General features: G+C 58.5%; 7 protein-coding genes and 1 pseudogene. 3 read left to right on the top strand and 5 right to left on the bottom strand.

The window, feature by feature from the left end; all coding sequences use genetic code 11:
• Window positions 1-141: 141 nt before the first annotated feature.
• From ileS to NZ740_05690, 4 genes are all read right to left on the bottom strand, one after another.
• Window positions 142-3,291: an isoleucine--tRNA ligase gene (ileS, locus tag NZ740_05705; GenBank protein MCS6771504.1), complete on the bottom strand. Its 3,150-nt coding sequence runs from the start codon at window positions 3,289-3,291 to the stop codon at window positions 142-144.
• A gap of 21 nt (window positions 3,292-3,312) precedes the next feature.
• A complete protein-coding gene (locus NZ740_05700) occupies window positions 3,313-3,813 on the bottom strand; it encodes a hypothetical protein (GenBank protein ID MCS6771503.1) in 501 nt (166 codons plus the stop codon).
• A gap of 92 nt (window positions 3,814-3,905) precedes the next feature.
• Entirely contained in the window at window positions 3,906-4,889 is a 984-nt protein-coding gene (locus NZ740_05695) for a class I mannose-6-phosphate isomerase (GenBank protein ID MCS6771502.1), read from the bottom strand.
• Between the two features lie 8 nt (window positions 4,890-4,897).
• Window positions 4,898-8,032, bottom strand: a complete 3,135-nt coding sequence (locus NZ740_05690; GenBank protein ID MCS6771501.1) for a tetratricopeptide repeat protein — start codon at window positions 8,030-8,032, stop codon at window positions 4,898-4,900.
• Between the two features lie 189 nt (window positions 8,033-8,221).
• Between NZ740_05690 and NZ740_05685 the strand changes: the two genes are divergently transcribed.
• Entirely contained in the window at window positions 8,222-10,078 is a 1,857-nt protein-coding gene (locus NZ740_05685) for a carbon starvation protein A (GenBank protein ID MCS6771500.1), read from the top strand.
• Between the two features lie 59 nt (window positions 10,079-10,137).
• On the opposite strand, the gene NZ740_05680 is transcribed toward NZ740_05685, so the two are convergent.
• Entirely contained in the window at window positions 10,138-10,611 is a 474-nt protein-coding gene (locus NZ740_05680) for a response regulator (GenBank protein MCS6771499.1), read from the bottom strand.
• A 164-nt stretch (window positions 10,612-10,775) separates the two neighbouring features.
• Between NZ740_05680 and NZ740_05675 the strand changes: the two genes are divergently transcribed.
• A complete protein-coding gene (locus NZ740_05675; protein MCS6771498.1) occupies window positions 10,776-12,500 on the top strand; it encodes a peptidyl-prolyl cis-trans isomerase in 1,725 nt (574 codons plus the stop codon).
• Window positions 12,501-12,542: 42 nt separating this feature from the next.
• A pseudogene (locus NZ740_05670) lies at window positions 12,543-12,986 on the top strand (RpiB/LacA/LacB family sugar-phosphate isomerase).
• Window positions 12,987-13,078 lie beyond the last annotated feature (92 nt).

Raw genomic sequence — 13,078 nt, 5'->3', positions numbered from 1 at the left:
CTCTCACTGCAGTTGCGTCGCTTTTCTTCTCCATCACGCCGGGACCCGCGACCCAAGGCCCTGACGTACATTGATCAATCTGCTATATTCGCACCAAAAATCCAGCACAAACATCAGTTCTAGACGGCCATCTCAAGGTCCTTACGTTTTTTCTATGAAAATTTTGCAAGCGCGGCCGTTGAGCTCAACCGCCTCCCCCTCATCGATTGATCCCTCGGCCCATTCGAGCGAGAGCGCGAGAATTTCGGACACAATATACGCCTGATGTGCCACGATCGACTCCCGAACGGCCGGATCACCCGAAACCCGGACACGGATTCGATCCGCGATGTCGAAATCCAGTGCCTTGCGCAAATTTTGCACCTTGTTGACGAATTCACGGGCCAATCCCTCCCGGATCAGGTCCTCATCCAGCGCCGTGTCGAGCGCAACGGCGAACTCCGCATCGGCCGCAACCGCCAGGTTGGGGCGCGGTTTCCGCTCGACGAGGATGTCGCTCTTAGTCAGCTCGAATGGCTCCCCCTCAACGGTCAGGATCAGCGGGACGTCCTCCAATAACTGTTCGACCTGCTCCGCGGAGAGGCTGCGAATGGCTTCGGCTACTTTTCTCATGCGGGATCCCAACTTCGGCCCAAGTTTCTTGAAATCAGGCTTGGCGGACAGGTCGGCCAGATCGGACTCGTGCGCGCTGAAGAGGACCTCTCGAACATTCAATTCGTCCGCCAGCACGTCTGCGAGGGCTTCGACGCGAGCCAACTTGGCGGGGTCGTGACACACCACGCGCATGCGGCGCAACGGCTGTCGAATTTTCAGGTCGTGCTGTGTGCGGATGGACCGCGCAAGTTCGACAACGCGGAGCACGTCCGCCATCTGCTCTTCCAGCGCGAGGTCCCGGCGGGACGGTTCGGGCAGAGGGTAATCGCAGAGGTGAACCGACTCGGGCAGCTCAGGCGTGCGGAGATGGCAATAGATGGCTTCACTGATAAACGGCACAAATGGCGCCGCGATTCGGCTCAGCCGCATCAGCACCTCGTACAGCGTGGTGTAGGCTGCCTGCTTGTCAGCGTCGTTGTCGGATTTCCAAAAACGGCGGCGGCTACGGCGGATATACCAGTTGGTGAGCGCCTCGATGAAGTCCACAAACGGGCGCACCGCCCGCTGGAGGTCGTACCGGTCCATCGCCTCTACCACATCGGCGTTCAGACGTTCGAGGCTCGAAAGAATCCATCGGTCCAGCAGATTGATGGATGAACCCGCAATCGCGTCGCGGGGTGTCCAGCCGTCAAGCCGGGCATACGTCACAAAGAAACTGAACGCATTCCACCAGGGAATGAGGAGGTGGCGGAGCGACTGTTTGACGCCTTCTTCGGAGAAACGTAGGTCGTCGGCGCGAACGATCGGGGAATTGATCATGTAGAGGCGCAGGGCGTCCGCGCCGTAGGTGTCAAGGATGTACTGCGGGTCGGGATAATTCTTCAGCCTCTTGCTCATTTTGCGGCCGTCCTCCGCGAGGACGAGGCCGTTGACCACGACGTTCTTGTAGGCGGCGCGGCCAAACAGGGCCGTGGACAGGACCATCAGCGTGTAAAACCAGCCGCGCGTTTGGTCGAGTCCCTCGGCAATAAAATCGGCGGGGAAATTTTTCTCAAAACGCTCCTTGTTTTCGAACGGGTAGTGCATTTGGGCGTACGGCATCGCACCACTTTCGAACCAGCAGTCCAGCACCTCGGGCGTACGCCGGTAGCGTTTGCCGTTGCGGATAATTTCGATGCGGTCGACGATGTGTTTGTGGAGGTCTGTCACCCGCTGGCCGGACAACGCTTCCAGCTCGGCGATCGACCCGACACAAATCATGTCGTCCTTGTCCTCAACATTGATCCAAACCGGAATGCAGGATCCCCAGAAACGGTTTCGGCTGATGTTCCAGTCTTTCGCCTCACGCAACCAGTTTCCGAAACGTTTTTCGCCGATGGCCTCTGGCATCCAGTGAACGGTGGCATTGTTGGCGACAAGCTGTTCGCGCAGATCCTCGACGCGGACATACCACGCTTCGATGGCGCGATAGATAAGCGGCGTGTCCGTCCGTTCGCAAAACGGGTAGCTGTGGACGATGGTTGAGTGGTGAACGAGTTTGCCTTCCTCTTTCAGACGCCGGATGATGGCCTTGTCGGCGTCCTTGCAAAATTGGCCGGCGTACTCCGGAACGCGCGCCGTGAACGCGGCGTTTTCGTCCAACAGATCGATCGGCGGAATGCCCGCATCCCGCCCAACCCGGAAGTCATCCTCGCCGTACGCGGGCGCAATATGGACAATACCCGTGCCGTCTTCTGTGGATACGAAAGAGTCGGCCAGCACGACAAACGCGCGAGGTTGCCCCTCCAAATAAGGAAATAACGGCGTATACCGCCACCCCTTAAGATCGGCGCCCTTGAATCGGGCAACGACTTCATAGTCGCTTGGGGTCTTGTAGTAGGCGCCGAGTCGAGCCTCCGCGAGGATGTAAACGACCCCCTCTTTTTTGTCCCGGACCGCGACATAGTCCAGGTCGGGCCCTACGCAAACGGCGAGGTTCGCGGGCAACGTCCAGGGGGTTGTCGTCCAGATAAGGAAATACCATTCTCCATGGAATCCTCGTCGCGCGAGTTCCTCGCCAGGAATTCTCAATCGGACCGTGATCGACGGGTCCTGCACATCCTGGTAATTGTTTCCGGCCTCGAAATTCGACAACGGTGTCGTGAGCTTCCAACTGTAGGGCATGATCCGATAGGACCGGTACACCCTGCCCTTGTCCCAAAGCTGTTTGAAAACCCACCAGATGGACTCCATGTAGGAGAGGTCCATCGTCTTGTAATCGTTGTCGAAGTCGACCCAGCGCCCCATCCGCGTCACGGTCTTTCGCCACTCGGAGACGTAGCGAAGGACGAGTGAGCGGCACGTTTCATTGAAAACGTCGACACCTCGTTCGCGGATCGCCGCCGTGCCGGCGAGACCCAGGTGCTCCTGGGCCAGCGCCTCGATCGGGAGCCCGTGGCAATCCCACCCAAAACGGCGCTCGACGTAGAACCCGCGCATGGTGTGATAGCGCGGGACAATATCCTTGATCGTCCCGGCGAGGAGGTGGCCGTAATGCGGGAGCCCCGTGGCGAAGGGGGGCCCGTCATAGAAGACATACTCTTTCGCGCCGCGGCGCTGTTCGAGAGAACGTTCAAAAATTCGGCCGGTTTCCCAAAATCTGAGGATTTCCTCCTCAAGCGAGGGGAAATGGACCTTGTTCGAGACGGGCCGAAACATCGGGCGAGCGGGACCGCCTCGCTAGAACAGTACTCGCAATCCGGCCCCGATTACCACCGTGTCGCTTTCAAATCTGTCGTCCACGTCGTTCACGCCGCTCCACTCGGCGAATTCATACGACACGCTGATATCATACATGAACCAGGTTGTCAGAGGGCCCTGGGCTCCGAGGCGCAGCGCGAGAAACGGGTCGTCGGAAAGATCGCCGTCACAGAAAAGGTAGCCGCCTCCCACGGCTGCATAAACGGGTCGTCCGAGAACCAAAAAGGCCTGGGGAGACAGCACTTCGTTCCGCGTACCCGCGAACCCATCGACGTAAACATCCACCTCAGCCATGGCGCCGAACCAGTCGGTGAAATATGTCCGCCAATTGATGAATCCGCCTCCCCCCCTGTCCTTGAAGGGTTTGGGCAGACTGTCCGTCATCTGAAAATACCGCAGCCCGAAACCGAGGCTAGATTCCGCCCGTACGGAGGGCGCAAATGCCGCCGCGCACAACAGCAGGATCAGAAATTTTTTCATGTCTAAATCGCTCCTATAGATGGGTGGAACATAGCCGGGGATGCGCGGGCTTTGCAAGCCATGCCTAAACGAAATGGTCATCAGGCCGCAGTTCAAGCGGATAAGGGCACATCGACCAGCAGCGCCGTGGCGGGCCTGCCGCTGGGGTGGACGAGCGCTTCCCGGATCTCGGCCGGCAACAGAACCGTGCGGCCAAAGGGGATCGGCACTGTCCCGTCATTCCAGAGAAGCTCGGCCTCGCCCTCGGCCATGAACAGTATTTGGAATCGCGGTGGGTCCGCATCAACCTTGAACGATTCTTCAAATCGAATCCGACGTACGCGAAAGTAATCGCACTGAACGAGGTCTTCAACACCGCCGGCCCCTAAAGATTCGGACGCAGGCCGCCCAGCCGCCAGAGTTTGTCCGCCCCAATCGATCGCCTCGAGAGCCCTCTCCACGTGCAATTCACGTGGACGGCCGTCCCGCCCCATCCGATTCCAATCGAACAGGCGAAAGGTCGTGTTCGAACTCTGCTGGCACTCGAACATTAGACATCCGGCGCCGATCGCATGCACACAGCCGCCGGGCACAAATATGGCCTCGCCAGCAGAAACCGGGCGGCGGACCAAAAGTTGATCGACCGTGCCAGCCCGTGCCGCAGCTTCGATCTCCCGGCGGGTTACTCCCTCTTGAAAACCCAAGTATACCGCGGCGCCGGGATCCGCATCGAGGACGTACCACATTTCCGTCTTTGGCTCGCCCCCGCTTCGCAGCGCGGTCGTTTGATTGGGATGTACCTGCACACTGAGAGTTTCGCGCGCGTCAATCAATTTGATGAGAAGCGGGAAAGCGGCCTGATGTGCTTCACCCATAAGGGCAGAAGGATATTGGTTTACCAACTCCGTCAGGCGAGCGCCTGCAAGGGGCCCCATCTCCACCACGCTGGGCCCCTCGGGACGGGCGGATATCTCCCATGATTCCGCGCATCGATTTTGCGGAATGCTCCGCCTGTAGCGTTTGGCGATTCGATCGCCGCCCCAAAGATAATCTCGGTAGATGGGGAAGAAGAAGAGCGGACCGATAGATCCATTCATGGCGCCGTTCAGCTCTGGTCGCGAAGGCGCCGGAGCATTTCACGGAGCTCTTCCTGATCCTCCTTGAGAAGCTCGGCCGATCGGGAAGTAAGGTCTTCAGCGATTTTCCGCGCCTCCTCCTTTCGCCCCGTCTTTTCATAGAGCCGAGCGATTTGGAACTGGAGTTCGGGGTGCCCCTCATTATAGGCCGCAGCTTTCATCAGCGCGTCTTCCGCCTCTTCAAGGCGACCCGCCGAAAGCAGAGCATATCCATAGGTGGACCACGCCGCGCCCTGCAGGTCCGACATCTTGAGGCATTCCTCAATCAACGGGAGGGCCTCCTCTATGCGATTCTGCCGCGCCAGGACGTACGCCAGATCATTCAAAGCCTCCGGCAAGCGAACGACCTCCAGACTCACACGATAGGATGACTCCGCCAGTTGATATTGACCACGCAGGGCCTGAAACACACCCAGCATGTAGTTGCCGAACGCATTTCGAGGGCTCACCGTGATAAGCCGATCCACCATGGCCTCTGCTCCCTGACGGTCCCCTTCGCTCATCAAGATTCGAACCATCCATTCCAAGGCCGGAACGTAGTTGGGATCTGTGCGCAGGGCCAGCTCCAGCAAACGACGCGCGCCCTCGCGGTCACCCTCCCGTAGCGCGGCCCGCGCGGCCAGATAACGAATCAACGGCGAGGCAGCGGAGGCCTGCTGGATCCGCTCCAGCGCCTCGCGCACCATTTTGGAATCGCTTCGCTCGCCGGCCAGAATGGCAAGCGAGGCCCAAGCGCGCAGATTTTCGGGGTTTCGACGAACGACATCCGCCAAGGTCGCCAGGGCACGGTCCACATTACCCAGAGCAGCCTCCAAGAGGGCTTCTTCTGTCCGGAGGAAATCCTCGGGGATGGACAGGCTCCGAAGCGCTTCGAGCCGTCCACGCGCCTCCTCGAATCGGCCGCTCCGTACTGACAGGCGGTATAGCCCCAGTGCTGCTCGCACGTTCGTCGGATCGCGGTCCAATTCCAGTTTCAAAAGCTCTTCGGAGACTTCCCCAAGGTCCTCGTCTGATTCGAGTGCCGAAATGGCCATTTTCAAGCCGGCGTTGTCCCCGCCCAGTTCAATCGCCTTTCGCAAATCGGCGGCGGCCAGAGCCGGTTTGCCGGACAATGCCCACGCCCAACCACGACCGGCGTAAATTTGTGGGCTCCGGATGATTCCCTGGTGGTATGATAGGGCCCACAATTGTTGACGCACCGCGGCGCGCGAAATAACGGACTCGAGTCGCTTTTCGAGCTCGGCTGCTTCCTCACGACCTTGGCGCTGCAGTAACGCGTGAAGGTTGACCATCGCGCTGACATTATTCGTGTTGAAATTCGAAGCGGCTCGGTATGCCTCCTCTGCATCCGTCGCGCGGCCAAGGTCCTCGAGCAAAACGCCAAGGTTATTCGCGGCCTTCGCTGTCTGCGCGAGCATCGCCCGAACGGCAGCCGACGCCGGATGCCGATCCGACCAGCTCTTCTCCGCTGCCGGTCTCGCAAATTCCGCCCAAAACTTCCGGTTGTCGGACAACAGGTCGTCTACGTTGGGCGTCTCATCAGGGCGGAGTGGAAGGTAGACCGGACCGTGTGGAACCCCGACACATCCCGCCGCCATCCACAAATCTGCATGATCGATGATGGCCAGGCGATCAAGGAGATTCGTGTCGCTCAAAAACCATTCTACCAAAAATGGCTGAAACGAAATGGTGGCCAGACTTTTCAGCCTCGGATCGTCAAATAAGCTGGCCACGTACCTGCGGTAGGCAAGAGATCCAGTCCCTTGAAGACTGATAAACGTCCTCGATTCTCCGCGGCTGAACAATTCCAACTGGACTAAAGTGTCGAACGAGCTCGCCGACACAATCATCGGCCGATCGTCGAGCCGATCCGCCACAGCCCGCGCATAATTCGCAAAAACTTGCCCGCCGGAACCTGCGGCATAGGCGTGGTTCCGAACTCCGACGAAACCGATGAACGCAAAGACGATACCTGCCCAGGCCCATCCGGCGGCTTGGCCGAGTCCCTTGTGCCGCTGCAGTAATGCCAGCCAATAGCCCGCGAGCGTGGCGGCCCACATCGCGATGAACACATACGGGACCACGAGAAGCGGCTGCGCACCTGTCAGAGCCCAAGGAGAGATCTTGAAGTCGAGCAGCAGAACCACGCTCAACACGGTCAGCAACAAGGCCAGCAGAAAATCTCCGAACCCTCGGCCCGCCGACGCCGATTTCCGGCCCACTCCGAAGAGAAATACACCCACCCACGGAAGAATCGCAGCAACGAAGACTGTCAGCCATCCAACCCGCGGAACGGCCTTCAAGATAGAAAGATACTGGTCCAGCAGCATAAAATGCAGTACTTGCCAGTACCCTTTGAACTCGCGCCACTCGTAAGCCGGCGTTTCCCGATAGATGGCGGCATCTACCAGCAGGGGAACCGCACCCAGCAGCCCCACAACGATCAACTGCACGGTTCGCTTCCACGTCAATTCACCGTGTTGATAGAGCGCGAGGAGCAAAAACAAACCAAAAATGGGCAGATAAAGGACCAGTGAGGCGAAATTCCCCATCCCAAGCGCGTAGAAGAGCACAGCGAGATACAACAGTAATCGGCGCCCCCCCTCAAAATAACGCATGAGCAAATCAAACGAGAGCAACATCAGCATCAGGCTCAACATGAGCGGATGCGATGTCGTCGCGGCAAACCAGAAGGGAATCGACACCATCAAAACGAGCGCCGCCGTGACTGCGGTAAAAACACGAACCCGGGCGGCAATTTCTGGCGGTATGCCCTGCTCGAACAAGGCCTTTCGGCGCAACCGGTACATGATTGAGAACAGCAACCCGATTGAAACCGCCGCGAATAGCGCGCCGACCAAATGGATTCGCACGGCCAACGGCCCGATCGGCAGCCGGGCAAGGCCCTCGATCAGGAAGCCCCAGAGCGAGTGCATGGTCGAACGGAACGGTGAAACGCCGAGTCGACCGGCGATCAATTCGGTCAGCGGTCCGGGGTAGAAACCTTCGCTGAGCGTGGCCGAATAAAGCAAAAATGCACCGGCTGCCAGGGCTAGACCGATGCAAATTGCGGAACGATTGAGCGTGGTAAATGCCTTTTCCATACGGTCAGCCCGCTAGTACACCAAACCACAATCCGCTTTCAACCTCCCATTTTACCTCAGAGCTGGGAATTCCCACCCGGAAATTTGGAAGTTGAACGCAAAAGGAATTCAAAGGACTGGACAATTCTTCAAACCAAACGATATCAATCCCGGCATTACTAACCTTGATTTCCTTGTCACTTTTGTTCGATGGATGCGTTGATAATCGCTTTTGGCTCCGCCATTGCCTTCGTAGCGGCCTACGCGGGCTATGGTCGATGGTTGGGCCGTAAAATTTTTCGCCTCTCGGCAAGCGCGGTTTGCCCGTCAATTCGCTTCCGGGACGACAAGGATTACGTGCCCACTCCCAAATCGATTGTCTTCGGGCATCATTTCACCTCCATCGCCGGCACGGGCCCCATCGTCGGCCCCGCCATCGCGATTTTATGGGGTTGGGTTCCCGCCCTTTTGTGGGTCGTTCTTGGTTCCATCTTCATCGGCGCGGTTCACGATTTGGGAACGCTGGTCGTCAGCCTAAGGAATGATGGCCAAACGGTTGGGGATCTTGCAGGTCGGTTCCTGAATCGGCGCGTTCGCCTGCTCTTTTTGCTGATCTTATTTCTTTCGCTCACTATTGTGCTGGCGGTCTTCGGCCTCGTCATCGCGGCGGTGTTCCGCCAGTTTCCTGCCTCGATCTTCCCCTGTTTGATCCAGATTCCGCTGGCCATGGCCATCGGCAAGTGGCTGCACCGCCAAAACCGCGGGTTGTTCATCCCCTCCGCGGTTGCGTTGCTCCTGATGTATGCGTCCGTGTTTTGGGGCGATTGGGGTCCTCTCCACGCGTTCAACATAAAATTGGCCGCTCTGGCCAATATCGAGTGGGTCATTTTTCTCCTCGTATACTCCTACGCCGCTTCCGTGTTGCCGGTCTGGATCCTTCTTCAGCCTCGCGATTACATCAATTCGCTCCAACTGATTTCTGCCTTGGGCCTCATTGCAGCAGGGTTGGTGGCTGCCGCCTTCTGGGGCGGAGCTACGCTGGAGGGCGGCGTCCGTCCGCCCTTGGAAATGGCCGCACCGCCCATTCAATGGCGGCCTGCCGGTGCGCCGGACATGATTCCGTTTCTGTTCATCACCGTCGCTTGCGGCGCAATCAGCGGCTTCCACTGCCTGGTCAGCAGCGGCACCAGCAGCAAACAGCTTGCCCGAGAAACCGACGCGACCGCAGTGGGCTACGGCAGCATGCTGTTAGAGGGGTTTCTTGCCGTTTTGGTAATAATGGCCTGCGGCGCCGGTGTCAGCCTTGGCATCCGGAGCGCATCCGGAGAAATGCTGGCCGGCGCGGAAGCATGGAATTCGCTATATGCCTCTTGGACGGCGCTTGCCGGTCTGGGGGCGAAGGTGGGTGCCTTCGTCCAAGGGGCCGCCAACTTTCTGGGAGCGCTGGGCCTTCCGCGAGAGGCATCCGTCGCCCTCATGGGCGTTCTGGTTGCCTCATTTGCGGGGACGACCATGGACACAGCCTGCCGTCTTCAGCGATATGTGATCCAGGAACTGGCCAAAAGCGCCGCTGCAGGTGGGACGGCCCCGCGTTTTACGATATCGCGCTTGGTGTCTCAGTTCCTAATGAACCGTCATGGCGCTTCGATGCTGGCCATCGCCAGCGCCGGGTTGATCGCCGCCTTCCCCCTCCCCGGCCGCCCGTGGTCATGGGCAACGGCCGGCAGCGGAGGCATGGTGCTCTGGCCCATGTTCGGGGCAATGAATCAGCTTCTGGGAGGTTTGGCCTTCTTGGTGGTTCTGTTTTACCTTCGTCGCACAGGGCTGCCGACGTGGTTCGTGATCGGGCCAGCCATATTCATGCTGGCCATGCCATTTTGGGCGATGTTCATCCAGCTATTCGTCGGCACCGCGGAGGCGCCAAGCTGGATCGCTTCACGGCAATGGATACTCGTCGGCATCGGCTCTGTGACACTTGCGCTCGAGTGCTGGATGATCTCCGAGGCCGTGCTGTTGCTCCGTCACTCGAAACCATCGTCCATCGATGGGCCAGCAACGCGAAGCTAATTCGAGCCAGTCTTTCCTCAGCGGCTGATTCGTGCAATCCGCAGAAATTCGCCCGCAGTTCAGAATTTCGCGATGACGAGGGCGAGGAGTATGCCGAGGATGAACCAGACAGGGAGCGACCCGATGAGCAGCCAGGTCAACGCCCGATTTCTGCGAAATCGCTCCGACAAATCGCGCGATTCGAGGACCCGCAACAGGCGCAGGCGAATCTCTTCAATCCTAAAGGGCTTGGTCATGTAGTCCATCGCACCGAGTTTGATCGCTTCCACCGCATCCTCGACCGAGGGATATCCGGTAAGGATGACAATGGTCGCCTTGGGATCTTTCGCGAGCAGGAGGCGGGTCAGCTCCAGCCCGTCCATACCCGGCATTCGGATATCCGTCATGACGACGTCCGCCGCGCCGGGTTTATAGGCCGCCAGCGCGTCCCGAGCGTTCGTGAAGACACGGCTGTCGTGGCCAATCTCCTGAAGGGTCGAGGCCAGCAGGTCCGCAATGGCGGGATCGTCGTCAATCACCCATATCGTGGCCATCTGAGTCGATGTTAATCGTTGGCCCGTACAAATCCATCGGATTGTATCGAATTGACCACCGGTCACCTCTCTCCAGGGAGGCCCGCCGCGAGCGGAGCGACCTTGACCGCAGTGCAGTGCGCTCGGTAGGGTACCGAATTCTTTCCAACGAGGGTTTTTAAATTATGGCGATGCTGATTTCAAAATTCCATCGAATGATCCAGTCGAAGCTGTTGTGGTTGAGCTTCTTGGTCATCGTCATTTTTTCGTTCGTCATCTGGGGCACTGTAACGCCGGACGCGTCTGACCTGCGCGAAGCAACCGCACCCGGCACGCTGGACGGCGAGCCGGTGGATCCCGACGTGTTCCAACAGGCCTTTTTCAACACCTACCTGTCGGTGGTCCTTGCCCTTGGGCGAGCAATCGAGATCACACCCAGCATCAACGAGCAACTCCGGCAGGCCGCCTGGCAACGGTTGGCAGCTATCCGGTCGGCCTCTCGATTGGGGATCACAGCCACCGACGATGAGGTGGCCAACACGATTCAGCAACTGGAGCCGTTTCAGTTCGAGGGCAAATTCAATGTGATGGCCTACAAGGCGTTCGCCCAAAATTTTTTAGGGCGCTTTGGAGCCGGCGAGCGCCAGTTCGAAGAATATATCCGCCAGGAAATCATCCTCCAGAAGACCCGCCACATTTTGGATCGGCTGATTCTTATAACGCCGTATGAATTGCGACGGGCCTTCCATTCGGTGACGGACCAGTTCGACGCGGAGTTCGTGGTCCTTAAGCCTTCGTTGGTCGAGTCGGAGGTCCGGGTCTCGGACGAAGACGCGCGGAAATTTTATAACGAGGAACCCGAGCGTTTCAGGCGGCCCGAGCAGGTGAGGGTCGACTATGTCCGCATCTCCGCCTTGCCGTTCATTCCGCGCGTCCGTGTCACCGACGATGAAATCCAGGCCTACTACGACGAGCATCTGACAAACTACGTGATAGAGAGCGATACCGATGCTCCTGGCGAGGATACAAACCTATTTGGGCGTTTGACACGCTATCGGCCCCTCGAAGAAGTCAAGCAGGAGATTTCCAACCTCCTCCTCGAACGGAAGGCCATGGACGAGGCGTACGAGACCGCGATGAATTTTGTTCTGGCCCTTACGCCGGACCGCGATGGCCGGGCCTTTTCTTTCGAAGAGGTGGCGGCCCGGTTTGAACGAACGGTTCTTTCTCTGCCGCCATTTGCCCTCAACAGCTCCCTCGAAGGGATCCAAAACCCGCGTGCCTTCCGATCGGCCGCATTCGAACTAGCCGAAGGCCCGGAGACCTACTTCAGCAATCCCATTCGCGGCAGCAACGAGGTCTATATTATCGCCCTGCGCGAGCGGATCCCCTCCCGCATTCCTTCGTTTGAAGAGATACGGGACGAGGCGCTCCGCGCAGCCCGCGCGAAAGCCATCCGCGACGCATTGATGGACCGGGCTAAATCTATACGAGAGGAAACGGAAAAGGCCCTCGCCGAAAAGATTTCGTTCCGCGATACGCTCGCTTTTTACAATCTCTCCGTGAAAACCACGGGCGTCTTCTCCGCCACGACGGATTTGGATCTTGGCGATGAGGACCTCGAGGACCTTGTTGAATCAACCGTGATGTTCTTGAACCAAGGCGAGATTTCCGAACCCCTCTGGGTGGACGATGACATTGTCCTCGTTCATCTTGCCATGCGCAAACCCGCAGAGAATGTCAGTTACGAGGCCATGCGCCAGCAGTTGGCCGACAACATTCGCCGACAACTGGGTCGTCAACAGTTCGACGGATGGCAGCAGCAGCTTCTTCGCGCGGCCAACTTTCAAGACAACCAAAGGAGACAGGCCGAGGAACCGGAGGAGAACGTCGAACCCGTGGAAGGATAATTCTGTTGCATCCGGCATCGGAGCATTCCACTCTCTAAGTCCGTGTCCGACAACGCTCATTCATTCACCATCGCCATCGCATCGGATCACGGCGGTTACGAACTCAAACAACAACTGATCCTGTTTCTTAATACACTCGGCCACCGCGTCGAGGATCTCGGCACCACCGGCAAGGATTCCGTCGACTGCGCCGTATTCGCGCGCGCGGTGGCCGAACGGGTGGCCGCTCGCGCGGCCGAATTCGGGATCGTCATCGACGGTGAGGGGATTGGCTCCGCAATGGCGGCCAACAAGGTTCCGGGCGTGCTCGCCGCCGCATGCTACAACGAGCAACTTGCCCGGAACGCGCGCGAACACAACGGCGCCAATGTTCTCGCGATTGGGGCAAGAATGATGGACCTCGCAACGGCCAAACAAATTGTGAACATATTCCTAACAACCGAAGGCTCAGGAGATCTTCATCGTGAGCGCGTTCAGCTATTCCGCGATATCGAGCGCGCATACATGAAGCCATCGGGCGGCGCGATGCTATCCGGCGACAATATCCAGCGCATTGCCAATCAGGACAAACCGCATGT

It is taken from the genome of Kiritimatiellia bacterium (assembly GCA_025054615.1).
GTDB lineage: Bacteria > Verrucomicrobiota > Kiritimatiellia > CAIVKH01 > CAIVKH01 > JANWZO01.
The sequence above is the reverse complement of the archived record's forward strand: the minus strand, read 5'-3'. Positions and strand labels throughout refer to the sequence as shown.